Source organism: Hydrogenophaga sp. L76 (assembly GCF_057654755.1).
Genome location: NZ_CM172807.1, coordinates 3,541,516 through 3,566,740 on the forward strand (window position 1 = coordinate 3,541,516; position 25,225 = coordinate 3,566,740).

Genomic DNA, 25,225 nt, shown 5'->3' on the forward strand with positions numbered 1-25,225 from the left:
TGGATGCACTTGTTGATTGCGCGGCACGCGCCTTCCGCCAGCACGACCCGCTCCCTAGCATCGGGTGATCCTTTTTCCGGAGCCCGACATGTCTCTTCCTACCCCCCTCGAAGCGGCCCCCGCCACCGCCGCCACCCCCTCGGCACCGGCCCTGAAACGCGTGCTGTTCAGCCTGTCTTTGTCGATGTTGCTGTCTTCACTGGGCACCAGCATTGCCAACGTGGCCCTGCCCACCCTGACACAGGCGTTTTCTGCGTCGTTTCAGGCGGTGCAATGGGTGGTGCTGGCCTATCTGCTGACCATCACGGTGGTGATCGTGACGGTGGGCCGCCTGGGTGACCTCGTGGGTCGGCGCCGGCTCATGCTGTGGGGCCTGGTGGTGTTCACCCTGGCGTCGCTCGCGGGCGGAGCGTCCACCACCCTGTGGCAGTTGATTGCTGCCAGAGTGGTGCAGGGCCTGGGTGCCGCCACCATGATGGCGCTGAGCATGGCCCTGGTCAGCGAGCGGGTGCCCAAGCACCAGGTGGGCAGTGCCATGGGGTTGCTGGGGAGCGTGTCGGCGGTGGGCACCGCGCTGGGCCCCACCCTGGGCGGCCTGTTGATCGGCGTCTGCGGCTGGAACGCGGTGTTTTGGATCAACGTGCCGCTGGGGCTCCTGGCGCTGGTGATGGCCTACCGCCACCTGCCACCCGACCAGGCCTCTGACGCCGCGAAGCCCGTTCGTTTCGACCCCGTGGGCACGGTGCTGCTGGCCCTCAGCCTCGCGGCCTATTCGCTGGCCATGACGCTCGGGCGCGGCGCGTTCGGCCCCCTCAACGCGGGCCTGTTGCTCCTGGCCCTGCTGGGTCTCGGGGCATTTGTTTTCGCCGAGACCCGGGTGGCAGCGCCCTTGGTGCGACTGGTGACGTTCCGCCACCCGGTGATGGCCACGGGCTTTGCGGCGAGCGCGCTGGTCACCACCGTGGTGATGGCGACCCTGGTGGTGGGGCCGTTTTACCTGGTGGGCGCGCTCCAGATGGACGCGACGCGCATGGGGCTGGTGATGTCGGTCGGCCCGGCCGTGGCCGCCGTGTTCGGCGCGCCGGCCGGCCGCCTGGTGGACCGGGTGGGCTCGCACCCGGTGGGCGCGGCGGGGCTGGCCACCATGTTCCTTGGGGCCGTCACGCTGCCGCTCGCGGCCACCACCTGGGGCGCGGCCGGCTACGCGGGCGCGCTCGCCCTCATCACAGCGGGCTACGCCACTTTCCAGTCGGCCAACAACACCGCGGTGATGGCCAGCGCCACAGCGGACCAACGGGGTGTGGTGTCGGGCCTGCTCAACCTGTCGCGCAACCTGGGCCTGATCACCGGGGCATCGGCCATGGGCGCGGTGTTCAGCTTCGGGGCTTCGACAAACCTGGTGGCCACGGCGGGTGCGCAACAGCTGACGGCCGGCCTGCACCTCACGTTTTTCGTGGCGGCGGTGTTGGTGGCATTGGGCGGTGTGCTCACGTGGCTGGGCGCCACCGCTTCCCGTCGCATCACACCGCGTGCAGAGGCCCAGGCTTGAACCGTGGACCGGGCGGTCGCCCGCCGGCTAACGGGCGACCGATCCAGGTCGAGGGCGAACGATGCCTTTGACGGGCGGTTCAGACGCAGTGGGTCAAAAAGTATCGGATGTCGATCCTGAAAGTTCGATTTTTTGATTCCAGTAGTCAAATCTGCCATCGGATACCTGCGCCCATCCCACCATCGCGCCATGTTCAACAACCTCACGAGGTTTCACATGGCCAGCAGCCCCCGTTCCCCCCTCATCGTGATGCGCGACACCCGTGCCTGGCAGCTCCAGGTCTGGGTGTCGTTCGGCCTCGCGGTGTTTCTCTGCGCCACCGGGCTGGCCTACCTGCCGGGGCAGGCGTTGGACCGCGCGTTCATGGTGATGGGCTATGTGTTCTGCCTGTCCACGGTGTTTGTGTTGTCCAAGGCGGTGCGCGACACGCAGAAGGCCAGCCTCACGGGTGAGGCCGAGACGCCGATGTGGCGGCTCGTGGTCTGGGGCGGTTTTGCGGTGGCGATGGGGCTCACGCTCTGGGGCCTGCTGCGCATGCAGATCGATCAGACCTACAAGGCCTATCTGGGCGTGAGCTGGCTTTACCTCGTGACCTCGGCGTTCACGCTGGCCAAGACGCTGCGCGACCGCCACGAGGCAGACCTGTCCGAGGCGCATGTGGCGGGCCGCCAGCAGGCGCTGGCCGAACGCTCGGTGGCTGCTGCTCAGGCGGTGGCCTGAAGCGGCTTTTCTTTCCCCCTCTTTGATTGACCCGGTTTCCTTTTCAGGAGCAATGACATGACACGTTCTTATCTGACCCAGACTTTTCTCGCCGCCGGCCTGGCGCTGGCTTTGGTCGCCGGCCCGACCCGTGCGCAGAGCGAGGCTTCGCTGGTGCTCTCGGCTTTGCCGGTCGCCTCGGTGGTGGGTGTGGCGGGCAGTGCCGCGGCGGGCGCGGTGGCGGTGAGCGCGCTGCCGGTGGCGCTCACGGTGAGTGGCGCGGTGCTGGTGGTGAAAACGGTCGAGGTGTCGGCGCGCGGCACGGTGATCGTGCTGGAGCGGGCGTCGGACGGCGCGCGGGCCAGTGTGGATCTGACGGGGCGCGCGGCCTCGGGCGTGGCGGCCAGCGTGGGCACGGCGGTGGCGGTGAGCGTGATCGGCACCGGCGTGTTGCTCTCGGCGGCGGGTGAGGTGCTGTGCTTTATCCCCAACGAACTGGGGCGCGCTCTTCTCCACAACGAAAGAATCACTTTCTGACCCCCGCAGCGCCTCCGGCGCTTCCCCCCTTTCAGGGGGCAACACCAGCGGCCCGGCGAAGCCGGTTCCGCGGTGTTTCCCGGTTGGGGCTTCCTCATGCGAGGCGTTTCACTGTTTAACGAGGCATCTGATGAAGAATTCTTTGAGATCTTGGGGCGCGCTGTTTGTAACAGCGCTTTTGCTGATGGCGCCCACCGCGCACGCTGGCCGCTCTTGCGAGCAGCGGCCCATGACGCCGCAGACGCTGACGCAGGGCCTGGCGCTCGCTCAGCAGACGGCGCAGGCGCTGGACGCGGAGTTCGCCCGCAGCGGCGCGCGCGTGGTGGTGCTGGGCCGCGCGGGGCAGGACCTGGGCAAGTACCAGCTGCGTTATTCGCACCTGGGCTGGGCCTACAAGACGGCCGAGGGGCCGTGGCGCGTGCTGCACAAGCTCAACCAGTGCGGCACCTCCACCGGCTCCATCTACCGCCAGGGCCTGGGCGAGTTCTTTCTGGACGACCTGTGGCGGCACGAGGCGGTGTGGTCGGTGCCGGCGCCCGCGCTGCAGGCGCCACTGCTCGCGCTGTTGACCGACCCGGCGCGCAGCCTGCGCCTGCATCAGCGCGACTACAACATGGTGGCCTACGCCTGGGGCACGCGCTACCAGCAGTCCAACCAGTGGGCGCTGGAGACGCTGGCCATGGCCGCCGAGCCGGGCCTCACCACGCGGCAGCAGGCGCAGGCCTGGCTCGGCTTCAAGGGCTACCAGCCGAGCACGCTGCGCCTGGGCGCGCTCACGCGGCTGGGCGCGAGCGCCAGCTCGGCGCACATCCGCTTCGACGACCACCCGAACGCCAAGCGCTTCTCCGACCGCATCGAAACCGTGACGGTGGACTCGGTGCTGGACTGGCTGGCACGCACCGGTCTGGGCTCGGCGCCGCAAGGGATCGCGCTGTGAGCGCGGTCACAATGCTTTCGATTACTTTGCACTGGAGGGAAACAACATGAGCAAGACCCTGCGTCTGTCCGAAAAGTGGTTCCACCGCGGCCTCTGGCTGGTGGCCTTCCTGTTTGCCTGGTTCCTGACCGGCCTGGGCAGCACCATCGTGGGTGACCTGCCGCAGGTGGAACAGACCCGCTCGCTGGAAGACTTCATGGACCCGCAGCGCACGCCCGCGCTCAAGGACTCCATCAAAACGGCAGAGCGTGCAGCCGAGGAAGCACAGGCCGAGCTGGAGCAGGCGCAGCTCAAGCTGCAGACAGCGCGCGCGGACAACCGCGCCGCGCGCGAAACCTTCGACAACTGGCTCGCCACGCGCAGCGTGACGCAGCGCTCGGAACAGGACGACGAGGTGCTGGTGCGCACGCGCGAGCTCGACGGCTTGCGGCAGGCCGAACGCGCGGCGTTCTCGGCGGTCGAGCGGCAGCAGCAAGCGGCGCTGGACGCGCGCCAGGCGCAGGAACGCGCGCAGGCCGAGCTGCGCACCCTGCAGAACGGTGCGCGCGGCGCCTTTGTGGAGGCGCAGCGTGCGCAGGAGCTGCGCGTGTTCGGTTACCGGCTGGCGCTCACGCTGCCGCTGCTGGTGCTCGCGGGCTACCTGTTCAAGAAACACCGCAAGGGCTCGTCGTGGCCGTTCGTGTGGGGCTTCATCTTCTTCGCGCTGTTCGCGTTCTTCGTGGAGCTGGTGCCCTACCTGCCGAGCTACGGCGGCTACGTGCGCTACATCGTGGGCATCGTGCTCACGGTGATCGGCGGGCGCTACGCGATCCAGGCGCTACAGCGCTACCTGGAACGGCAGAAACTGGCCGAAGCGCAGCCGGCCCAGACGCGCCAGCGCGAGATGGACTACGACCAGGCGCAGGCGCGCATGACGAAGAACATCTGCCCGGGCTGCGAGCGCACGGTGGACATGAAAGACGGCAAGACCGACTTCTGCCCGCACTGCGGTCTCTGCCTGTTTGACCACTGCGGGCACTGCAGCACACGCAAGAACGCGTTTGCGCGCTACTGCTTCTCATGCGGGACGTCGGCGAAGGAGCCTGTCGCCGAACCGGGGGGCCCCGAAGCAACCACGGCCTGACGCTCAGCGCGGGGTGCCTTGCTCTTCTCGGATCAGCCGTTTCATCGCCCACAGCCCGAGTGCCGGGCCGAGCGCCAGCCAGGGCAGCAGCGCGCCCAGGCTCACCGTCTGCGACAGCGAGACGAACAGCAGGATGCTCACGATGGAGATGCCGAAACCGATGCTGTTGGTGAGCGTGAGCACGCTGCCCACGGCCTGCGGCGGCGCGTTGCGCGCGGTCAGCGTGGAGAACTGTGGCGAGTCGCCCGAGACGGTGATGCCCCAGAGCACGAGCCAGCCGTAGAACAGCGGCGCGGGTGCGTCGATGACGAAGGGCGTGGCCAGGCAGCAGAGCCCGCTGGTGGCGAGCTGCGCCGAAGCCACGCGCGCGCTGCCCCAGCGCTGTGCCACCCAGCCGCCGCCAGCGCAGCCGATCGCGCCCGCGCCGAGCACCCAGAACGCGGCCCACGACAGATCGGCACCCTGCAACCGGGTGGCCAGCACCAGCGGCACCATCACCCACACGGTGTAGAGCTCCCACATGTGACCGAAGTAACCGAGCACCGAGGCGCGCACGCGGCCATCGGTCCACAGCGCACCGAGCGCGCGCCACTGCAGCGTGGTCACACGTGCATGCGCGTGCGGCGGGTCGCCGGTGCCGAAGAACAGCAGCAGTCCGCCCGCTGCCGCGAGCGTGGCCACACCAAGCATCAGCGTGGGCCAGGGCAGGGTGCCGCTCAGGGCCCGCAACGCGTGAGCGCTGGCCGAGCCGAGCACCAGCGCACCGATCAGCAGGCCGAGCGCGCCACCGAGGCCCTTGGTGTACCACTGCGCCGCGATCTTCATGCCCACGGGGTAGATGCCGGCGAGGAAGACGCCGGTGAAAAAGCGCCAGATCAGCAGGGCTTCGTAGTGCGTGACCATGGCCCAGGCGCCCACGGTGCAGGCCGCACCCGCGAGCGCGCAGAACAGGAACACGCGCCGGGGTGCAAAGCGGTCGGCAATCGCGAGCAGGGCAAAGACCAGGGTGCCGACGATGAAGCCGAACTGCAGCGACGACGTGAGCGGCCCCACGGCGCTGGCCGGCCAGTCCAGCTCGCGCTGCAGATCGGGCATGACCGCGTTGACCGCGAACCAGAGCGAGGTGCCGGCGAACTGCGCCGTCACCAGCACGGGCAGGATGTGGCGGGGGACATGGGGCTGCGTCATGGCGCGCAGCTTAAACGCGCACTGCGGGAAGCATCTGCCGCGCAGGCGTCAGACCCCGCGCGCCCGATCGGCCCTGAACTGCGCGCGAAACGCTTCGAAGCGCCCCGCGTCCAGCGCTTCGCGCACCTCGCGCATGAGGTTCAGGTAGTAGTGCAGGTTGTGGATGGTGGCCAGCATGGGGCTGAGCATCTCGCCGCAGCGGTCCAGGTGGTGCAGGTAGGCGCGGCTGAAACCGTCGCGCCCGCCATCGTCCCAGCTCACGCCGGCCTTGCCCGCGCAGGCGTAGCAGGTGCAGGTGGTGTCCAGCGGCTGGTGGTCGGTCTTGTGGCGCGCGTTGCGGATCTTCAGGTCGCCGAAGCGGGTGAACAGCGTGCCGTTGCGCGCGTTGCGCGTGGGCATGACGCAGTCGAACATGTCCACACCGTCGGCCACGCCCTGCACCAGGTCCTCCGGTGTACCGACGCCCATGAGGTAACGCGGCTTGTGGGCCGGCAGGCGGTGCGGCGTGTGGGCCATGATCTGCAGCATCTGTTCCTTGGGCTCGCCCACGCTCACGCCGCCGATGGCGTAGCCAGGGAAGTCCATTTCCACCAGCGCTTCCAGCGATTCCTGGCGCAATTGCTCGAACATGCCGCCCTGCACGATGCCGAACAGCGCGTTGGGGTTTTCGAGCCGCTCGAACTCGTCCTTGGAGCGCACGGCCCAGCGCCGGCTCATCTCCATGCTCTTGCGCGCTTCGGCCTCGGTGGTGAGATGGCCGTTGGTCTCGTAGGGCGTGCACTCGTCGAGCTGCATCACGATGTCGCTGTTCAGCCCGGTCTGGATCTGCATGCTCACTTCGGGCGACATGAACAGCTTGTCGCCATTGACGGGCGAGGCGAAGTGCACGCCTTCTTCGGTGATCTTGCGCATGGCGCCGAGCGACCAGACCTGGAAACCGCCCGAGTCGGTGAGGATGGGTTTGTTCCATTTCTCGAAGCCGTGCAGGCCGCCGAAGCTGGCCATGACCTCGCGGCCGGGCCGCATCCAGAGGTGGAAGGTGTTGCCCAGGATGATCTGGGCGCCCATGTCTTCGAGGCTGGCGGGCATGACGCCCTTGACCGTGCCGTAGGTGCCGACAGGCATGAAGATGGGGGTTTCAACCACGCCGTGGTTGAGGGTGAGGCGGCCACGGCGCGCGTGGCCTTCGGTCTTGAGCAGTTCGAACTGGAGCATGGGGCGAATTGTCGCCGAGTGCAGCAACGCTCAAGCCCGGCACCGGGCGCGAGCCCGTGCCCGAACCAGCACACGCCGTGGAACCGGCTTTGCCGGGCCACCAGCGGGGTCCCCCTTTCGGGGGGAAGCCGCGGAGCGGCGCAGGGGGGGTTACTTCAACCCGAGGATCCAGGCGACGAGTTTGCCGGCGTCGGCTTCAGAGATGGCGACCTTGTTGGGCGGCATCGCCAGACCGCTGACCTTGTCTTTCCAGTGGCTTTCGTACGGGCTGGAGCCGGCGAGCACGGTGGTGGTCAGCTGTTTGTGCGCGTCGCTCTGGCCCTTGTATTTGGCGGCCACGTCGCGCCAGGCAGGTCCGATGGGCGGCAGGCCACCCGGGCCTTTGGCGCCCGGCTCGATGTGGTGGCAGGCCATGCAGCCGCTGTTGGTGGCGAGCTTCAGGGCCGCCGCGTCGTCGCCTGCAGCAGCCCAGACGGGGGCAAGCAGCAGGGTGGTGGTGAGGGTGAGCAGAAGGCGTTTCATGGGCCGTTTCTCCGGGTGCGTGAAGGGAATGCACGCAGGCTAGCAGGCCGAAATACCTCAAACTTGATCTTTGTCAATGCGGTTGGCGTGCGTCTCAAATCGAGACACGAACGCCGATTCTGGCGACGAACGGGTCGTCTCAGGGGCGTCACACGGGTGTTGGCATTGCGCGGGCTGCGAGAGCGGGGTGGGGTGGTCGTCGGAGCTGTCCCAGCCCCAGGCCAGCAGCACCGCCAGAACGAGTGACAGGAAAAGGGCCACACCCAGACGCACCAGCATTTCAATCACGAGACCACCTGCAGCAATATTTTTCGAAGCCCATGATTGTGACGGCAGCCTGGGTGGGGTGCCCTGCATGCCGCCTGCCGCCGGAATCAAGCGCTTTCCGGTGTGCCAAAGTGCATCACGACCAGTGCACGCAGCCACTGGTGGCCGGGGTCGCGGTGCAGGTGGGCGTGCCAGAGCTGGGCGATGTGGCTGGCGGGCAGCTTGAGGGTGAGCGGGCGGGCGACGAGGCCAAAGGGCGCGGTCACGCGATCGGCAAAACGCTCGGGCACGGTCGCGATCAGATCGCTGCCGCCCAGCACATGGCCCAGCGCCACGTAGTGCGGCACCGTCAACCGCACCGTGCGCGTCACGCCCAGCCGCTCCAGCGCAGCGTCCACCAGGCCGTGGCCGGTGCCGGTCGAGACCACACGCACGTGGCTGGCCTGGCGGTACTGCGCGGCGGTGATCTGCGCCCGCGCGGCCAGTGGATGACCGGCGCGCATGAGGGCCACGTAGTGCTGGCGAAACAGCGTCTGCTGGAAAAAGCCGGCCTGCAGCTGCGGCAGCAGGCCCAGCGCCAGATCGACCCGCCCACTGGCCATGTCGTCGCGCAGCGAGGCGTCGGCCACGGGAACGCACTGCAGGGTGACGCGTGGCGCCGCTTGCGCCAGCGCGTCCACCAGCACCGGCAGGAAATAGGTTTCACCGACGTCGGACATCGCCAGCGTGAAGCAGCGCTCGCTGGTGGCTGCCTCGAACGAGGCGCGCACGTTCAGGGCTTCGCGCAGCGTGTCCAGCGCCTGCGCCACCGGGCCGGCCAGCTGCAGGGCGTACGGCGTGGGTTCCATGCCGCCCGGCGTGCGCAGAAACAGCTCGTCGCCCAGCAGGCCACGCAGGCGGCGCAAGGCGTTGCTCACCGCGGGCTGGCTCAGGCCCAGCGCTTCGGCCACGCGCGAGACGCGGCGCTCGCGCAGCAGCCGGTGAAACACCACCAGCAGGTTGAGGTCGATCTCGTGCAGGTTCATGGGCGATCATTATTTCGATGGTGAATACAGGCTATCACGCCGTTTCGATTGCTGGATAGGGAGCGATTGGCGATCATGCGGGTGAATTCGACAAAAAACCGGAGACAAGCCATGACCACCGAGGCCCCCATCGCCAGCCCGGATGCCCTGCACTGGGAGCTGGGCGGCACCAGCCGCATCCCCTTCGCCGTCTACACCGATCAGCAGCGCCACCAGCGCGAACTGGAGCGCTTCTTCTACAAGGGCCACTGGTGTTACGTCGGCCTGGAGGCGGAGGTCCCCAACGCCGGCGACTTCAAGCGCAGCGTGGTCGGCGAACGCTCGGTCATCATGACCCGCGCCGCCGACGGCGCGATCCATGTGGTGGAGAACGTCTGCGCGCACCGCGGCATGCGTTTCTGCCGCAAGCGCCACGGCAACCAGACCGAGTTCGTCTGCCCGTATCACCAGTGGAGCTACGCGCCCAACGGCGACCTGCAGGGCGTGCCCTTCCGCCGCGGCGTGCGGCAGGACGGCAAGGTCAACGGCGGCATGCCGGCCGACTTCAACCCCAAGGAGCACGCACTGACCAAACTGAAAGTGGCGGTGCGCGGCGGTGTGGTGTTCGCGTCGTTCGATCACGAGGTCGAGTCGCTGGAAGACTACATGGGGCCAACCATCCTGAAGTACTTCGACCGCCTGTTCAACGGCCGAAAGCTCACGATCCTGGGCTACAACCGCCAGCGCATTCCGGGCAACTGGAAGCTGATGCAGGAGAACATCAAGGACCCGTACCACCCCGGCCTGCTGCACACCTGGTTCGTCACCTTCGGGCTTTGGCGCGCCGACAACAAGAGCGAGCTGCGCATGGATGCGCACCACCGCCACGCGGCCATGGTGTCCACCCGCGGCAGCATGGGCCAGGCCAGCGGCCAGGCGGCGCAGGTGACGCAGGTTTCGAGCTTCAAGGCGGCGATGGAATTGGAGGACAAGCGCTTCCTCGACATCGTGCCCGAGCCTTGGTGGCAACTGGGTGAACAGATGCCCACAGCCGTCATGACGACCTTGTTCCCGAGTGTCATCTTCCAGCAGCAGGTCAACAGCGTGAGCACGCGCCACATCCAGCCCGACGGGCACGGTGCCTTCGATTTCGTTTGGACGCACTTCGGTTTCGAGGACGACACGGCCGAGATGACCGAACGCCGCCTGCGCCAGGCCAACCTGTTCGGACCGGCCGGCTTTGTGAGTGCTGACGACGGAGAGGTGATCGAGTTCTCGCAGCAGGCCTTCGAGAGCAAGCCGCAGCACCGCACGCTGGCCGAACTGGGCGGGCGCGAGGTGGGCGAGACCGACCACATGGTGACCGAGACGCTGATCCGCGGGATGTACGAGTACTGGCGGAAAGTCATGGAAGCCCCGGAGGTCAAACCATGAGCGCGCTCGTCAAAGTGGATTTCGACAACTGGCAGGCGCTGCAGCAGCTCTACAGCGACTACGCCTCGGCCGTGGACAGCGGCCAGTGGGAACTGTGGCCCGAGTTCTTCACCGCGGACGGTGTCTACAAGCTGCAACCACGCGAGAACCACGAGCGGGGCTTTCCCTTGTCCACCCTGGCCTTCGACAGCCAGGCCATGCTGCGCGACCGGGTGTACGGCATCCAGGAGACGCTGTTCCACGACCCGTACTACCAGCGCCACGTGGTCGGCGCGCCGGTGGTGCGCGAGGTGGATGCGCAAGGCCGCTGGCACTGCGAGGCCAACTACGCGGTGTTCCGCACCAAGCTCGACGGCGTGAGCAGCGTGTTCAACGTGGGGCGCTACCTGGACATCGTCGTCAACACGCCGCAGGGCTTCAAGTTCGCCCAGCGACTGTGTATCTACGACAGCGAAATGATCCCCAACTCCATCATCTACCCCATCTGAACAGGACGGCATTCATGAGCAACTGGACCGACGTGGCCGCCGAGGCCGATTTGTTTGAAGGCGCGGGCATTCCGGTGGCGCCGGGCGGGCGCGACATCGCGCTGTTTGCGGTGGACGGCGAGGTGTTCGCGACCGACAACCTCTGCACCCACGGCAACGGCATCCTTTGCGACGGTTATGTGGAAGGCCACGAGATCGAGTGCCCGATCCACCAGGGGCGTTTCGATCTGCGCACGGGTGACGCCACGTTGGCGCCCTGCACCGAGGCCATCAAGGTCTGGCCGGTGAAGGTGGAAGGTGGGCGTGTGTTCTTAGATCTGTCCGCTGCTTGACCGCTCCAGCAGCATCGCGTCGCCATAGCTGAAGAAGCGGTAGCCCTGCGCCACCGCGTGGCGGTAGAGCGCCATCACGTGCCCGTGGCCCGCAAAGGCGCTGACCAGCATCATCAGCGTGCTCTTGGGCAGGTGGAAGTTGGTCACCAGCACGTCCACCACCTGGAAATCAAAACCCGGGGTGATGAAGATGTTGGTGTCACCGCTCGTTTCGCCGGAGCGCGCCCAGCTTTCCAGCGTTCGCACGCTGGTCGTGCCCACCGCCACCACGCGCCCGCCACGCGCGCGGCAGTCGGCGATGGCCTGGACGGTCTCGGGCGGGATCGCGTAGCGCTCGTGGTGCATGACGTGTTCTTCGATGCGCTCAGTCTTCATGGGCGCGAAGGTGCCCGCGCCCACGTGCAGCGTCACATTCGCACGCTGAACGCCGCGCGCATCCAGCGCGGCCAACACGCCTTCGTCAAAGTGCAGCGCGGCCGTGGGCGCGGCGACGGCACCCGGCACGCGCGCGAACACGGTCTGGTAGCGGCGCTCGTCGTCGGCGTCGTCGGCGTGCGTGATGTAGGGCGGCAGCGGCACGTGGCCGTGGCGCGCCATCAGCTCGTAGGGCGTTTCGCCCGCCGGGCCTTGCAGACGCAGGCGAAAGAGTTGTCCCTGTTGATCGGGCCATCGACCGAGAAACACCGCGTCGAAGCCACCGTTCTTCAGCCCGCCGGCCAGGTGCAGCAGACCGCCGGGTTGCGGCTTCTTGCTCACGCGGATGTGGGCCACGACCTCCTGCCCCGAGCCGTCGCTGGCTTCGTGCGGCAGCAGCACGCGTTCGATCAGGATCTCGAACTTGCCGCCGCTGGCCTTCTCGCCGAACAGCCGGGCCTTGACCACCTGCGTGTCGTTGAACACCAGCAAGTCGCCGCTGCGCAACTGGCTCGGCAGCTCGCGGAAGATGCGGTCCACCGGCTGGGCTCCCGTGCCGTCGAGCAGGCGCGAGGCGCTGCGTTCGGTGGCAGGGTGCTGCGCGATGAGTTCGTCGGGCAGGCCGAAATCGAAATCGGCGACGGTGAAGGCGCGGACGGCTGGAGGCGAGGAAGGATTCATGCTGCTTGAGGGCCGGACAAGGCCCGTTCCAAGTGGGGATGGATAAAACTACAGGCAGAATTGTCCCATGCCCGACGCCCAGCCCACGCCCGCCCAGGCGCTCTCTGCCCCGCAGAAAGCCCTACACAAACTGGGGCTCACGCGCGACATCGACCTGGCGCTGCACCTGCCGCTGCGTTACGAAGACGAAACCCGCGTGGTGCGTCTGACCGATGCGCGCGACGGCCAGACCGTGCAGGTCGAAGGCACGGTGACGCACCAGGAGATCACCATGCGCCCGCGCCGCCAGCTGCTGGTGACGCTGGACGACGGTTCCGACACCTGCACCCTGCGTTTCTTCAGCTTCTACCCCTCGCACCAGAAGGCGCTGGCCGTGGGCGCTCGCGTGCGGGTGCGCGGTGAAATCCGCGGTGGCTTCATGGGCCGCACCATGATGCACCCGGCCTTTCACGCGGCCGGCGGCGAGCTGCCCGATGCGCTCACCCCGGTCTACCCCACCAGCGCCCAGTTGCCCCAGGCCTACCTGCGCAAGGTGGTGGCCAGCGGGCTGGCGCGCGCCGACCTGTCCGAAACCATCCCGCCCGAACTGCTGGGCAGCCTGCAGCGTGTGGTGCACGGCACCTGGACCCTGCGCGACGCGCTGCTCTACCTGCACCACCCGGGTCCGGACGTGTCGCTCGACGCGCTCGAAGACCGCAGCCACCCGGCCTGGCAGCGACTGAAGGCCGAGGAGTTGCTGGCGCAGCAGCTCTCGCAGCTGACGGCCAAGCGCGAGCGCGATGCCCTGCGTGCGCCGGTGTTGCGCACGGCGCCGGGTGGGCTGCACGAGCAACTGCTCGCCGTGTTGCCCTTCGCGCTGACCGGTGCGCAGCGCCGCGTGGGAGAGGAGATCGCGCGCGACCTGGCGCGCCCCGTGCCCATGCACCGCCTGCTGCAGGGCGACGTGGGTTCGGGCAAGACGGTGGTGGCCGCGCTGGCCGCGGCGATCGCCATCGACTCGGGCTGGCAGTGCGCGCTGATGGCGCCCACCGAAATCCTGGCCGAACAGCATTTCGCCAAGCTCATCGGCTGGCTGGAGCCGCTGCTCGCGCCGCTGGGCAAACGCGTGGCCTGGCTCACCGGCAGCCAGAAGAAAAAGCAGCGCACCGAGATGCTGGCCCTGATCGCCAGCGGCGAAGCTGCGCTGGTGGTCGGCACGCACGCTGTGATACAGGACCAGGTGGTGTTCCAGAACCTGGCGCTGGCCATCATCGACGAGCAGCACCGGTTTGGCGTGGCGCAGCGCCTGGCGCTCAGATCGAAGATGACCGAAGGCGACGACGGGCAATCGCGCGAGCCGCACCTTCTGATGATGAGTGCGACGCCGATTCCCCGGACCTTGGCGATGAGCTACTACGCCGACCTGGACGTCTCCACCATCGACGAGCTACCGCCCGGCCGCACGCCCATCGTCACCAAGGTCGTGTCGGACCAGCGCCGCCACGAGGTGATCGAACGCATCCGCGCGCAGGTGGCGCAGGGGCGGCAGGTGTACTGGGTTTGCCCATTGATCGAAGAGAGCGAGGCGTTGGACCTGTCGAACGCCACCGAGACCCACGCGGAACTCAGCGCGGCGCTCAACAGCTCCCACGCGCCTTTCCGGCGAGACGTGTCCCTGTCCAAGGCGCCCGAGGGTCCGGCTCTGCCGGTCCAAGGGCGCGTTCCCCCTCCCAGCGCCGAAGGCGCGCGAGAGAGGGGGGAAGCCGCGTCAGCGGCGCAGGGGGGTGCTCCTGTGCTCGTCGGCCTGCTGCACTCGCGCATGCCCGTGGCCGAGAAGAAGGCGGTTATGTCGCTCTTCACCAGCGGCCACATGGGCGTGCTGGTGTCCACCACGGTGATCGAGGTCGGTGTGGACGTGCCGAATGCCTCGCTGATGGTGATTGAACACGCCGAACGTTTCGGCCTGAGCCAGTTGCACCAGCTGCGAGGCCGTGTGGGGCGCGGTGCGGCGGCGTCGGCCTGCGTGCTGCTCTACACGCCACCCGACGGCGGGCGCCTCGGTGAAACCGCGCGCGAACGCCTGAAGGCCATGGCCGAGACCAACGATGGTTTTGAAATTGCCCGCCGAGATCTCGAAATCCGCGGCCCGGGCGAGTTCATGGGATCACGCCAGTCGGGTGCGGCAATGCTGCGTTTTGCCGACTTGGCCACCGATGGCCACCTGCTGGACTGGGCCAGAACGGCGGCGGCACAGATGCTGCAACGGCATCCCGGCGCCGCCGAACGGCACATCGCCCGCTGGCTGGGCAGCAAGGCTGAATACCTGAAAGCGTGAGACCGTCGGCACGCGTCCGGCGGAAGTGCCTTCACCCAGGATGCGGTGGAACCGGCTTTGCCGGGCCACTCGCATCGCCCCCTGGGGGGTGACGCCGAAGGCGGCGCGGGGGGATATCCTTCCCGCGGCGCGGGGGGAGCAAAATACCCACATGACGCTCACCGAACTCAAATACATCGTGGCCGTGGCGCGCGAGCGGCATTTCGGCAAGGCGGCCGAGGCCTGTTTTGTCTCGCAACCGACGCTCTCCGTGGCGATCAAGAAGCTTGAAGAAGAGCTGGAGCTCAAGATCTTCGAGCGCAATGCGAGCGAAATTGCGGTCACGCCGCTGGGTGAAGAGATCGTGCGCCAGGCCCAGACCGTGCTGGAGCAGGCCGCCGGGATCAAGGAGATTGCCAAGCGTGGCAAGGACCCGCTGGCCGGCCCGCTGCGACTGGGGGTGATCTACACCATCGGTCCCTACCTGTTGCCGAACCTGGTGCGCCAGGTGATCGAGCGCACGCCGCAGATGCCCTTGATGCTGCTGGAGAACTTCACCACCAAACTGCTGGAGCAGTTGCGCCTGGGCGAGATCGATTGCGCCATCCTGGCCGAGCCGTTCCCGGACACCAACCTCGCCATCGCACCGCTGTACGACGAGCCGTTTCTGGCTGCGGTACCGGTCGGGCACCCGCTGGCGCAGCAGAAATGTGTCACCACCGAAGAGCTCAAGCGCGAGACCATGCTGCTGCTGGGCACGGGCCATTGTTTCCGTGACCACGTGCTGGAGGTCTGTCCCGAATTTGCCCGGTTTTCCAGTGACACCGAGGGCATCCGCAAGAGCTTCGAAGGCTCGTCGCTGGAAACCATCAAGCACATGGTGGCCGCCGGCATGGGTGTGACCCTGGTGCCGCGCCTGTCCGTGTCGAGCTCGGCGCTGGACGGCGCGCCCAACGCGGGCCAGGACTTCGGCGACTCGTCGTTTGTGCGCTACCTGCCGTTTGAGGGCGAGGCACCGACCCGGCGCGTGGTGCTGGCCTGGCGGCGCAGTTTCACGCGTTACGAAGCGATCGCCGAGTTGCGCAATGCGGTGTACGCCTGCGAGTTGCCAGGCGTCAAACGGTTGTCTTGAAGTTCCCCTGCGCCGCTCCGCATCGTCCCCCAGGGGACCACACCCGCAGCCCGGAGAAGCCGGTTCTCCGGCGTGTGCTGGTACCGGTGCGCCCCTGTTCCTGCTGAGTCCTTACCTTGTCTGATCGTCTGAACCTTTATCTTGATCTGATCCGTTGGAACCGTCCCGCGGGCTGGTTGCTGCTGCTCTGGCCTTCGCTGTCGGCCCTCTGGGTGGCGGCGGGTGGTTTCCCGGGGCTTCACCTGTTGCTGGTCTTTGTGCTGGGCACCATCCTCATGCGCAGCGCTGGCTGCTGCGTCAACGACGTGGCCGACCGCGAGTTCGACAAACACGTCAAGCGCACCGCGCAGCGCCCGGTGACCAGCGGGCGTGTGGGCGTGAAAGAAGCGCTGGGCGTGGGCGCCGCGCTCGCTTTCGTGGCCTTCCTGCTGGTGCTCACGACCAACGTGGCGACCATCACCTGGTCGGTGCTGGGCTTGGCGTTGTCGCTGATCTACCCCTATGCCAAGCGCCACGTGTCGATGCCGCAGGCGGTGCTGGGCGTGGCCTTCAGCTTCGGCATTCCGATGGCCTTTGCGGCGGTGAACGGCGGCCCGGCGCTGGAGCTGTTCAGTGGCGCGGCGCCGTGGACCCAGCCCGAGTTCTGGGACGGTGTCTGGCACAGCGTGCCGCCACAGGCCTGGGTGCTGATGGCGGGCAACCTGTTCTGGGTGCTGGCCTACGACACGGAATACGCCATGGTGGACCGCGACGACGATCTGCGCATCGGCATGAAGACCTCGGCCATCACGCTGGGCGACGCCGACGTGCCCGCTGTCACCGCGTTTTACCTGGTCTTTCTGGGCATCTGGACCGCTGCGCTGTGGTCCGTGGTGAACCCCTGGGTCTGGGGCGCCATGCTGGTTGTGGCGTTGGCCCAGGTGGCCTGGCATTTCCACCTGATCAAGGACCGCACCCGCGACGGCTGCTTCAAGGCCTTCCGCCTCAACCACTGGCTGGGGTTCACGGTGTTCGTGGGCGTTGTGTTCGGCGTCTGATCAGGCGCCGAATTCTTTACCCAGTTCAGCGGCGCGGGCCTGTGCTGCCCGCAAGGCGTCCTCGAACTTGGCTTTCAAACCGCTCGCCTCCATCGACGTGATCGCCGCGTAGGTGGTGCCGCCTTTGGACGTGACGCGCTCGCGCAGCGTCTGCAGCGGTTCGCTGGAACGTTGTGCCAGCGTGGCCGCGCCGATGAAGGTGCCGATGGCGAGCTGCTGCGCCACCTCGGGCGCGAGGCCCATGCGGGCACCGGCGTCGCGCATGGCTTCGAGGAAATAGAACACATAGGCCGGGCCGGAGCCGGAGAGGGCGGTCACCGCGTCCAGGTCCGTTTCCACGTTCACCCACACCAGCTCGCCGGTGGTGCGCACCACGCGTTCGACCAGCGCGCGGTCGGCGTCCGAGACGGCGGCGCGCGCCATCAGACCGGTCATGCCCAGGCCGACCAGGGCGGGGGTGTTGGGCATGGCGCGCACGATGCGCTGCGTCTGCAGCCAGCCGGCCATGCTCTCGCTGGTGATGCCGGCGGCCACGCTCAGGTGCAGGGCACTGCCGAGGAAAGGGCCTGCGGCCAGCGCGGCGTCCTTGAAAGTCTGCGGCTTCACCGCCCAGACCACGAGATCGGAAGGCTTGAGCTCGGCGCTCGCGGCAGGCAGGATGGACATGCCTGGGAACTGCTGCGCCAGCTTCGCGCGCTGCTCGTCCCAGGGTTCGACCACCTGCAAGGCGGCGCTGGGGTGGCCCTGGCGGACCAGGCCGCCGATGATGGCGCTGGCCATGTTGCCGCCGCCGATGAAGGTGACGATGGGGTGGGTGATGGTGCTCATGCGCGGTGAAAGCTCGGGTTGAACGAATTCGGGCTGGCGGGGTGTCACGCCCGTGCGGTATCTTCGCAGAATGCCGCTGTCCAACCATGCCTCACGCGCGCCGTACCTGCTGGCGCTGGATCAGGGAACGACCAGTTCTCGCGCCATCCTGTTCGATCGTGCTGGCCAGGTGCGCGGCGTGGCCCAGCAGCCCTTGGGCCAGCATTTTCCCCGGCCGGGCTGGGTCGAGCACGATGCCCGCGAGATCTGGCAGTCGCAATTGGCCGTGGCGCGCGCCGTGCTGCGGGAACAAGGGGTATCGGCGAGCGAAGTGACGGCCATCGGCATCGCCAACCAGCGCGAAACCACGATTCTGTGGGACCGGACCACGGGTGAACCGCTGGCACCGGCCATCGTGTGGCAGGACCGCCGCACCGCCGCGCGCTGCGATGCGCTGCGCGAAGCGGGGCACGCCGACGCGATCCAGCAGAAGACCGGGCTGGTGCTGGATGCCTATTTTTCGGCCACCAAACTGGAATGGTTGCTGGACCACGTGCCGGGTGCCCGTTCACGGGCGGATCGCGGCGAGCTGGCCTTCGGCACGGTGGACAGCTGGCTGATCTGGAACCTGACCGCAGGCCGGGTGCACACGACCGATCCCGGCAACGCCAGCCGGACCCTGCTGTTCAATCTCCAGACCCAGGGCTGGGACGAGGAACTGCTGGCGCTGTTCAACATTCCCGAGTCGCTGCTGCCGGGCGTGCGACCCAGCAGCGGTGTGCTGGGGACGACCGAGGCCGACCTGCTGGGGGTCACGCTGCCCATTGCCGGCGTGGCTGGCGATCAACAGGCCGCCACGTTCGGTCAGGCGTGCTACAGGGAAGGCATGGCCAAGAACACCTACGGTACCGGCTGCTTCATGCTGATGAACACCGGCGCGCGGCCGGTGGCTTCGCAGCACCGCCTGCTCTCCACCGTGGGCTGGACGCTCGGCAGGCAGCCACCTGTCTATTGCCTGGAGGGCTCGGTCTTCATGGCCGGTGCCACGGTGCAGTGGCTGCGCGATGGTCTGCAGATCATCGAGACCGCGGCCGAGGTGGAGGCGCTGGCGGCTTTGGTGCCCGACAGCGGCGACGTCTGGCTGGTGCCGGCATTTGCCGGTCTGGGCGCGCCGCACTGGGACGGGCACGCCCGCGCCGCGCTGCTGGGCATGACGCGCGGAACCACGCGCGCCCACATCGCCCGCGCGGCACTGGAAGCCATCGCCCTGCAGAGCGCCGATGTCTTCAATGCCATGGCGGACGATGCCGGGGTTCCGATGTGCGAGCTGCGCGTGGACGGCGGTGCCAGCGCCAACAACCTGCTGATGCAGATGCAGGCCGATGTGCTGGGCGTGCCGGTGGTGCGGCCACAGGTGACCGAAACCACCGCGCAGGGGGCGGCCTATCTGGCGGGCCTGGCCAGCTGCGTCTGGAGCGACACCGAAGAAATCGCCGCGCTCTGGCAGGTGGACCGGGTGTTTGAACCCACTTGGTCGGACGATCAGCGCCAGACCCGGCTGGCCCGCTGGGCGCAGGCGGTGAGCCGCACGCGCGGCTGGGCGCTCGATGCCGGCTGATCGCCGTCATCGCTCGTGCCTCATGCCATGAACCAGGCTTTGTCCCCGGGCGCCGCGCCTGATTCGCCGCCACGCACGGCCATGCGGGCGCGGCTGGCGGCTGACGAACTGTTCGACCTGGTCGTGATCGGCGGCGGCGCCACCGGCCTCGGTGTCGCGCTGGACGCCAGCCTGCGGGGCTACCGCGTGGCGCTCTTCGAGTCACACGATTTCGCCAGCGGGACATCGTCCCGCTCCACCAAGCTGTTGCACGGCGGCGTGCGTTATCTGGCGCAGGGTCAGTTGCACCTGGTGCGTGAGGCGCTGGCCGAGCGCGCCACCGTGCTGCGTATCGCGCCCCACCTGGCACAGCCGCTGCCCTTTGTCATGCCGTCCTATGGCTGGTGGCAAACCCCGTTCTACGGCGTGGGTCTCAAGCTGTACGACCTGTTGGCCGGGCGCGCCGGGCTGGGCCGCACCGCCTTCCTGAACCGCCGGCAGACCCTGGAGGCCCTGCCGGGGGTGAATCCCCAGGGGTTGCACGGCGGTGTGCAGTACTGGGACGGTCAGTTCGATGACGCCCGGCTGGCCCTGGCGCTGGCGCGCACCGCCGAAGCCGCGGGCGCACTGGTGTTGAACTACGCCCGGGTCACGGCGGTGCGCCGTCTGGACGACGCCGGCCGCCCGGTCTCCGAGATCGATGTGAGCGATCGCTTTTCTGAAGAGCGCTACACAGTGCGGGCCCGGTGCGTGGTCAATGCCACCGGCGTCTGGGTCGACGAACTGCGCGCCCATTCCAGCGGCGCCAGCGCCCAGGACGCGCCCAGGCGCATGGTCAGCCCGAGCCAGGGCGTGCACGTGGTGGTGGACCGCGACTTCCTGCCGGGCGACCACGCGCTGCTGGTGCCCAGGACGCGCGATGGCCGGGTGCTGTTCGCCGTGCCCTGGCTGGGCAAGCTCGTGCTCGGCACCACCGACACGCCGCGCCAGGACCTGCCCCGCGAACCCGATGCCTTCGCCGAGGAACTGGATTTCATCCTGAGCGAGGCCGGTCACGTGCTGAGCCGCCCGGTCACCCAGGCGGACATCCGCAGCATCTGGGTGGGCTTGCGTCCGCTGGTGGGGCCACCGGAAACCAACGAAAGGGGCACCAAGGGCCTGTCGCGCGAGCACACCGTCGTGGTGGACGCCAATGGCCTGGTGACCGTCACGGGCGGCAAATGGACCACTTACCGGGCGATGGCCGAAGATGTGCTGGAGCGCTGCTTTTCCAGCGGACTGCTGCCCCGGCGTCCCGGTGGCCAGAGCGAACGCCACACGCTGCTGGGCGCCCCCACGGCTGCAGCGCCGGCCACGCCGATCTACGCCCCGCCGGGTCTGCATCTGTATGGAACGGAGAAACAGCGGGTTCTGGACTGCCCGGGACACGGCCGCACCCTGGGCTTGGGGCTGACCGAGGCCATGGTGCGCTACGCCGCACGACAGGAACACGCCCACACCGTTGAAGATGTGCTGGCCAGACGCTGGCGGGCCTTGTTTCTGGATGCCAAGGCCGCGGCGGGCATGGCGCCTGAGGTCGCTGACATCCTGGCCCAGGAACAGGCCACAGACCCGGCGCTCGGCCGCTTTCTGTCGCTGTGTGACCACTATCTGCCAACCCGCGCCACTGTTTGTGCGCAAAAGCCGGTTGACATTCCAAAGATGTAGTGCAATAATCTGCGGCTTCGCTGTAAAAAAGCGAAGTTATCCGCCCACCGACGCGGGTTGTGTCCAGTCTGCAGCAAGCCTGCAGGGTTGATACGGCTGGCAACGACGGGCCCAAGACTGATCACTCCCGGCCGTGGTGGCTGGGGGGATTCAAGTTGGGACTTAAATCAAATGATCCAAACGCAATCTCGACTCGATGTTGCTGACAACACGGGCGCCAAGTCCGTGATGTGCATCAAGGTGCTCGGCGGTTCCAAGCGCCGTTACGCCAGTGTGGGCGATGTCATCAAAGTCACCATCAAAGAAGCAGCGCCCCGTGGCCGCGTCAAAAAAGGCGAGGTTTACAACGCTGTGGTGGTTCGCACCGCCAAGGGCATCCGTCGTCAGGACGGTGCCTTGATCAAATTCGACGGCAACGCAGCAGTGTTGCTCAATGCCAAGCTGGAGCCTATCGGCACCCGCATCTTCGGACCGGTGACGCGCGAGCTGCGCACCGAGAAGTTCATGAAGATTGTGTCGCTGGCGCCCGAGGTTCTCTGAGGAATCACCATGAACAAAATCCGTAGTGGCGATGAAGTCATCGTGATTGCTGGCCGCGACAAGGGCAAGCGCGGCAAGGTCGTGCTGCGCGCCGATGACAGCAAGCTGGTCGTCGAAGGCGTCAACATTGTCAAGAAGCATGCCAAGCCGAATCCCATGAAGGGCATCACCGGCGGCATCATCGAAAAGACCATGCCGATCCACCAGTCCAATGTGGCCATCTTCAATGGCGCGACGGGCAAGGCTGATCGTGTGGGCATCAAGCTCCTGGCTGACGGCAAGAAAATGCGCGTCTTCAAGTCCAGTGGCGAAGAAATCAAGGTGGCCTGAACATGACACGCTTGCAAGAAATCTACCGCGACAAGATCGCGCCCGCTTTGGTCGAGAAGTTCGGCTACAAATCGGTCATGGAAGTGCCGCGCATCACCAAGATCACGCTCAACATGGGTGTGAGCGAGGCGGTTGCCGACAAAAAAGTCATGGACAACGCCGTGGGCGACCTGACCAAAATCGCTGGCCAGAAGCCGGTGGTGACCAAGGCCCGCAAGGCCATCGCGGGTTTCAAGATCCGTGAGCAGCAGCCTATCGGCTGCATGGTCACCCTGCGCGGTGCCCGCATGTACGAATTCCTCGACCGTTTCGTCACCGTGGCCTTGCCCCGGGTGCGTGACTTCCGTGGTATTTCCGGCAAGGCGTTTGATGGCCGCGGTAACTACAACATCGGCGTCAAAGAGCAGATCATCTTCCCTGAGATCGAGTACGACAAGGTGGATGCCTTGCGCGGCCTCAACGTCAGCATCACGACAACCGCCAAGAACGATGAAGAGTGCAAGGCTCTTTTGGTCGGTTTCCGTTTCCCGTTCAAGAACTGAGGTGGCGCGTGGCTAAACAAGCACTACTGCAACGTGAACTCAAGCGCGAAAAACTCGCGGCCAAGTTCGCCAAAAAATACGCTGAGCTGAAGTCGATTTCGACCAGCGCCAAGCACTCTGACGAAGAGCGCGATGCGGCCCGCCAGGCGCTGCAAAAGCTGCCCCGCAATGCGAACCCGACCCGTCAGCGCAACCGCTGCGAGATCACGGGCCGTCCGCGTGGCACCTTCGCCCATTTCGGCTTGGCCCGTGCCAAGGTCCGTGAGATGGCGTTTGCCGGTGAAATCCCCGGCATCACCAAAGCCAGCTGGTAAGCCCTAGGAGAACCACAAATGAGCATGAGTGATCCTATTGCTGACATGTTGACCCGCATCCGCAACGCGCAGATGGTCGAAAAGGCCAGCGTGACGATGCCGGCCTCCAAGGTCAAAGCCGCAATTGCCCAAGTCCTGAAGGACGAAGGCTACATCGACGGATTCCAGGTCAAGAGCAACGACGGCAAGAACGAACTTGAGATCGCTCTCAAGTACTACGCCGGCCGTCCCGTGATCGAGCGCATCGAGCGCGTGAGCCGTCCCGGCCTGCGTGTCTACCGTGGCCGCAACGCCATCCCCCAGGTCCAGAACGGTCTGGGTGTGGCCATCGTCACCACACCGCAGGGTGTGATGACCGATCGCAAGGCCCGCGCCACCGGTGTCGGTGGTGAAGTCCTGTGTTACGTCGCCTGATGCGGGCATTGAGGAGTATCTGAATGTCACGTATTGGTAAACAACCGGTCACCGTCCCCGCTGGGGTGGAAGTGGCCGTCAAAGACGACCTGATCAACGTCAAGGGTGCGCTGGGTGCCCTGGCGCTGGCGCAAAACGCGCTGGTGAAGGTCGAAAACAACGCTGGCTCGCTGTCGTTCACCCCGGTGAACGAATCCCGCGAAGCCAATGCCATGTCCGGCACCATGCGTCAGCTGGTGAACAACATGGTCAATGGTGTGAGCAAGGGTTTCGAGAAGAAGCTCACCCTGCTTGGCGTGGGCTACAAAGCCCAGGCTCAGGGCACCAAGCTCAACCTCACTGTTGGCTACTCCCACCCTGTGGTGATGGACATGCCCGCTGGTATCAAGGTGGAAACCCCGACGCCGACCGAAATCCTGATCAAGGGTTCTGATCGTCAGCGCGTGGGCCAGATCGCTTCCGAAGTGCGCGCTGTGCGCCCTCCCGAGCCTTACAAGGGCAAGGGCATCCGTTATTCGGATGAGAAGGTCGTGATCAAGGAAACCAAGAAGAAATAAGGATCAGGATCATGTTGACGAAAAAAGAGCAACGTCTCCGCCGGGCCCGTCAGACGCGCATCCGCATTGCGCAGCAAGGCGCCGTCCGCCTGACCGTGAACCGCACCAACCTGCACATCTACGCCAGCGTCATTTCCGACGACGGCACCAAAGTGCTGGCCACCGCCTCCACGGCCGAAGCCGAAGTGCGGGCACAGATCGGTGGTGCTGGCAAAGGTGGCAACACCTCGGCCGCCCAACTGGTCGGCAAGCGCATCGCTGAAAAGGCGAAGGCTGCCGGCATCGAGAAGGTCGCCTTTGACCGCTCGGGTTTTGCTTACCACGGCCGGGTGAAAGCCCTGGCAGACGCGGCCCGCGAAGCCGGTCTGCAGTTCTGATCAAACGGAATACACAAAATGGCTAAATTTACGGCTAATGTAAAGAACGAAGCAAGCGACGACGGTTTGCGCGAGAAGATGATCGCGATCAACCGCGTGACCAAGGTGGTCAAGGGCGGTCGCATTCTCGGTTTCGCAGCGCTGACCGTGGTTGGTGATGGTGATGGCCGCGTCGGCATGGGCAAAGGCAAGGCCAAGGAAGTTCCGGTGGCAGTGCAAAAGGCCATGGAAAAGGCACGCCGCAACATGATCAAGGTCTCGCTCAAGAACGGTTCGCTGCACCACAGCGTGCACGGTGAACATGGCGCTTCCAACGTGATGATGTTGCCGGCCTCCAAAGGTACCGGCATCATCGCTGGCGGCCCGATGCGTGCCGTGTTCGAAGTGTTGGGCATCACCGATGTCGTGGCCAAGAGCCACGGTTCAAGCAACCCCTACAACCTGGTGCGTGCCACGCTGGACGCACTGAAGAATTCGACCACGCCTTCTGACGTTGCTGCCAAGCGCGGCAAGTCGGTAGAAGAAATTCTGGGCTGATTGGAACGATCATGACCACACAAAACACCGTCAAGGTTCAACTGGTGCGCAGCCCCATTGGAACCAAGCAGTCGCACCGCGACACCGTGCGCGGCCTGGGCCTGCGCAAGCTCAACAGCACCAGCGAATTGCAGGACACCCCGGCAGTTCGCGGCATGATCAACAAGATCAGCTACCTGGTCAAAGTACTCTGAAGAACAGGCGCACGTCATGGAACTCAATACCATCAAGCCTTCTGAAGGCGCCAAGCATTCCAAGCGCCGTGTCGGCCGTGGCATCGGCTCCGGTCTGGGTAAGACCGCCGGTCGTGGCCACAAGGGCCAGAAATCGCGTTCGGGCGGCTACCACAAGGTGGGCTTCGAAGGCGGTCAAATGCCACTGCAGCGCCGTCTGCCCAAGCGCGGGTTCAAGTCGGCTTTGCTCCAGTTCAATGCTGAAGTCACGCTGACCGATATCAGCGCGCTCGACGTGGCTGAAGTCGACATCCTGGTGTTGAAGCAAGCTGGCCTCGTGGCCAACCTGGCCAAGCGCGTCAAGGTCATCAAGACCGGTGAAATCACCCGCGCCGTGACCCTGAAGAACATCGGCGCCACCGCCGGTGCGAAGCAGGCGATCGAAGCCGCTGGCGGCTCCCTGGTCTAAACGGACGCA

The 25,225-nt window shown here is 66.4% G+C and carries 30 protein-coding genes; 23 read left to right on the plus strand and 7 right to left on the minus strand.

Features of this window, described 5'->3' with window-relative positions; all coding sequences use genetic code 11:
* The first annotated feature begins 88 nt into the window (after positions 1-88).
* From AC23D4_RS17290 to AC23D4_RS17310, 5 genes are all read left to right on the plus strand, one after another.
* Positions 89-1,549, plus strand: coding sequence for an MFS transporter (locus AC23D4_RS17290; protein WP_472886818.1), 1,461 nt, complete (start codon positions 89-91; stop codon positions 1,547-1,549).
* 216 nt (positions 1,550-1,765) lie between these two features.
* Entirely contained in the window at positions 1,766-2,269 is a 504-nt protein-coding gene (locus tag AC23D4_RS17295) for a YiaA/YiaB family inner membrane protein (RefSeq protein WP_487623638.1), read from the plus strand.
* A 57-nt stretch (positions 2,270-2,326) separates the two neighbouring features.
* Positions 2,327-2,785, plus strand: coding sequence for a hypothetical protein (locus AC23D4_RS17300; protein ID WP_472886820.1), 459 nt, complete (start codon positions 2,327-2,329; stop codon positions 2,783-2,785).
* 130 nt (positions 2,786-2,915) lie between these two features.
* Complete coding sequence (locus tag AC23D4_RS17305; RefSeq protein WP_472886821.1) at positions 2,916-3,722, plus strand: DUF2145 domain-containing protein; 807 nt, start codon at positions 2,916-2,918, stop codon at positions 3,720-3,722.
* Positions 3,723-3,768: 46 nt separating this feature from the next.
* Positions 3,769-4,845 (plus strand): serine endopeptidase, encoded by a 1,077-nt coding sequence (locus tag AC23D4_RS17310; RefSeq protein WP_472886822.1) that lies wholly within the window; start codon positions 3,769-3,771, stop codon positions 4,843-4,845.
* Between the two features lie 3 nt (positions 4,846-4,848).
* Here AC23D4_RS17310 and AC23D4_RS17315 read toward each other — a convergent pair whose 3' ends face one another.
* The 5 genes from AC23D4_RS17315 to AC23D4_RS17335 form a co-directional block, all read right to left on the minus strand.
* Positions 4,849-6,033: an MFS transporter gene (locus AC23D4_RS17315; RefSeq protein WP_472886823.1), complete on the minus strand. Its 1,185-nt coding sequence runs from the start codon at positions 6,031-6,033 to the stop codon at positions 4,849-4,851.
* A 48-nt stretch (positions 6,034-6,081) separates the two neighbouring features.
* Positions 6,082-7,248, minus strand: a complete 1,167-nt coding sequence (tgt, locus tag AC23D4_RS17320) for a tRNA guanosine(34) transglycosylase Tgt (protein ID WP_472886824.1) — start codon at positions 7,246-7,248, stop codon at positions 6,082-6,084.
* A 150-nt stretch (positions 7,249-7,398) separates the two neighbouring features.
* Complete coding sequence (locus AC23D4_RS17325; RefSeq protein WP_472886825.1) at positions 7,399-7,770, minus strand: c-type cytochrome; 372 nt, start codon at positions 7,768-7,770, stop codon at positions 7,399-7,401.
* Positions 7,771-7,827: 57 nt separating this feature from the next.
* Entirely contained in the window at positions 7,828-8,058 is a 231-nt protein-coding gene (locus AC23D4_RS17330) for a hypothetical protein (RefSeq protein WP_472886826.1), read from the minus strand.
* An 86-nt stretch (positions 8,059-8,144) separates the two neighbouring features.
* On the minus strand, positions 8,145-9,062 hold the full coding sequence (locus AC23D4_RS17335) for a LysR family transcriptional regulator (RefSeq protein ID WP_472886827.1): 918 nt from the start codon (positions 9,060-9,062) through the stop codon (positions 8,145-8,147).
* Positions 9,063-9,173: 111 nt separating this feature from the next.
* Between AC23D4_RS17335 and AC23D4_RS17340 the strand changes: the two genes are divergently transcribed.
* Genes AC23D4_RS17340 through AC23D4_RS17350 form a run of 3 tightly spaced genes read left to right on the plus strand, consistent with a single transcriptional unit; the run spans position 9,174 to position 11,295 of the window.
* Entirely contained in the window at positions 9,174-10,475 is a 1,302-nt protein-coding gene (locus AC23D4_RS17340; RefSeq protein WP_472886828.1) for an aromatic ring-hydroxylating dioxygenase subunit alpha, read from the plus strand.
* The gene (locus AC23D4_RS17345) at positions 10,472-10,963 is read left to right on the plus strand and encodes an aromatic-ring-hydroxylating dioxygenase subunit beta (RefSeq protein WP_472886829.1); all 492 of its coding nucleotides are present in this window, start codon (positions 10,472-10,474) and stop codon (positions 10,961-10,963) included. Before AC23D4_RS17340 ends, AC23D4_RS17345 begins: the two co-directional genes overlap by 4 nt.
* Positions 10,964-10,977: 14 nt before the next feature.
* A complete protein-coding gene (locus AC23D4_RS17350; protein ID WP_472886830.1) occupies positions 10,978-11,295 on the plus strand; it encodes a non-heme iron oxygenase ferredoxin subunit in 318 nt (105 codons plus the stop codon).
* Here the strand turns inward: AC23D4_RS17350 and queA are convergent.
* A complete protein-coding gene (queA, locus tag AC23D4_RS17355) occupies positions 11,275-12,390 on the minus strand; it encodes a tRNA preQ1(34) S-adenosylmethionine ribosyltransferase-isomerase QueA (protein WP_472886831.1) in 1,116 nt (371 codons plus the stop codon). The two genes, AC23D4_RS17350 and queA, sit on opposite strands and share 21 nt — an antisense overlap.
* A gap of 67 nt (positions 12,391-12,457) precedes the next feature.
* Between queA and AC23D4_RS17360 the strand changes: the two genes are divergently transcribed.
* The 3 genes from AC23D4_RS17360 (at position 12,458) to AC23D4_RS17370 (ending at position 16,852) form a co-directional block, all read left to right on the plus strand.
* The gene (locus tag AC23D4_RS17360) at positions 12,458-14,704 is read left to right on the plus strand and encodes an ATP-dependent DNA helicase RecG (RefSeq protein ID WP_472886832.1); all 2,247 of its coding nucleotides are present in this window, start codon (positions 12,458-12,460) and stop codon (positions 14,702-14,704) included.
* A 151-nt stretch (positions 14,705-14,855) separates the two neighbouring features.
* On the plus strand, positions 14,856-15,815 hold the full coding sequence (locus AC23D4_RS17365) for a hydrogen peroxide-inducible genes activator (RefSeq protein ID WP_472886833.1): 960 nt from the start codon (positions 14,856-14,858) through the stop codon (positions 15,813-15,815).
* Positions 15,816-15,931: 116 nt separating this feature from the next.
* Positions 15,932-16,852, plus strand: a complete 921-nt coding sequence (locus tag AC23D4_RS17370; protein WP_472886834.1) for a 4-hydroxybenzoate octaprenyltransferase — start codon at positions 15,932-15,934, stop codon at positions 16,850-16,852.
* On the opposite strand, the gene proC is transcribed toward AC23D4_RS17370, so the two are convergent.
* Positions 16,853-17,680, minus strand: a complete 828-nt coding sequence (gene proC, locus AC23D4_RS17375; protein WP_472886835.1) for a pyrroline-5-carboxylate reductase — start codon at positions 17,678-17,680, stop codon at positions 16,853-16,855. It lies immediately after the preceding gene.
* Positions 17,681-17,750: 70 nt separating this feature from the next.
* Here proC and glpK point away from each other — a divergent pair, with 70 nt between their 5' ends.
* The 12 genes from glpK (at position 17,751) to rplO (ending at position 25,216) form a co-directional block, all read left to right on the plus strand.
* The gene (gene glpK / locus AC23D4_RS17380) at positions 17,751-19,277 is read left to right on the plus strand and encodes a glycerol kinase GlpK (RefSeq protein WP_472886836.1); all 1,527 of its coding nucleotides are present in this window, start codon (positions 17,751-17,753) and stop codon (positions 19,275-19,277) included.
* A gap of 27 nt (positions 19,278-19,304) precedes the next feature.
* Positions 19,305-20,963: a glycerol-3-phosphate dehydrogenase/oxidase gene (locus AC23D4_RS17385; protein ID WP_472886837.1), complete on the plus strand. Its 1,659-nt coding sequence runs from the start codon at positions 19,305-19,307 to the stop codon at positions 20,961-20,963.
* A 171-nt stretch (positions 20,964-21,134) separates the two neighbouring features.
* Entirely contained in the window at positions 21,135-21,503 is a 369-nt protein-coding gene (gene rplN, locus AC23D4_RS17390; protein ID WP_056268999.1) for a 50S ribosomal protein L14, read from the plus strand.
* Between the two features lie 9 nt (positions 21,504-21,512).
* Entirely contained in the window at positions 21,513-21,833 is a 321-nt protein-coding gene (gene rplX, locus AC23D4_RS17395) for a 50S ribosomal protein L24 (RefSeq protein ID WP_472886838.1), read from the plus strand.
* 2 nt (positions 21,834-21,835) lie between these two features.
* Positions 21,836-22,375 (plus strand): 50S ribosomal protein L5, encoded by a 540-nt coding sequence (gene rplE, locus AC23D4_RS17400; protein ID WP_305361017.1) that lies wholly within the window; start codon positions 21,836-21,838, stop codon positions 22,373-22,375.
* A gap of 8 nt (positions 22,376-22,383) precedes the next feature.
* The gene (gene rpsN / locus AC23D4_RS17405; RefSeq protein WP_305361018.1) at positions 22,384-22,689 is read left to right on the plus strand and encodes a 30S ribosomal protein S14; all 306 of its coding nucleotides are present in this window, start codon (positions 22,384-22,386) and stop codon (positions 22,687-22,689) included.
* Between the two features lie 18 nt (positions 22,690-22,707).
* On the plus strand, positions 22,708-23,103 hold the full coding sequence (gene rpsH / locus AC23D4_RS17410) for a 30S ribosomal protein S8 (RefSeq protein WP_077329679.1): 396 nt from the start codon (positions 22,708-22,710) through the stop codon (positions 23,101-23,103).
* 23 nt (positions 23,104-23,126) lie between these two features.
* A complete protein-coding gene (gene rplF, locus AC23D4_RS17415) occupies positions 23,127-23,660 on the plus strand; it encodes a 50S ribosomal protein L6 (protein ID WP_472886839.1) in 534 nt (177 codons plus the stop codon).
* Positions 23,661-23,671: 11 nt separating this feature from the next.
* Positions 23,672-24,037, plus strand: coding sequence for a 50S ribosomal protein L18 (gene rplR, locus AC23D4_RS17420; RefSeq protein ID WP_472886840.1), 366 nt, complete (start codon positions 23,672-23,674; stop codon positions 24,035-24,037).
* Between the two features lie 18 nt (positions 24,038-24,055).
* Entirely contained in the window at positions 24,056-24,574 is a 519-nt protein-coding gene (gene rpsE, locus AC23D4_RS17425) for a 30S ribosomal protein S5 (protein WP_305361021.1), read from the plus strand.
* Between the two features lie 11 nt (positions 24,575-24,585).
* The gene (rpmD, locus tag AC23D4_RS17430; protein ID WP_056268982.1) at positions 24,586-24,768 is read left to right on the plus strand and encodes a 50S ribosomal protein L30; all 183 of its coding nucleotides are present in this window, start codon (positions 24,586-24,588) and stop codon (positions 24,766-24,768) included.
* Between the two features lie 16 nt (positions 24,769-24,784).
* On the plus strand, positions 24,785-25,216 hold the full coding sequence (gene rplO, locus AC23D4_RS17435) for a 50S ribosomal protein L15 (RefSeq protein ID WP_472886841.1): 432 nt from the start codon (positions 24,785-24,787) through the stop codon (positions 25,214-25,216).
* The last annotated feature ends 9 nt before the right edge of the window (positions 25,217-25,225 follow it).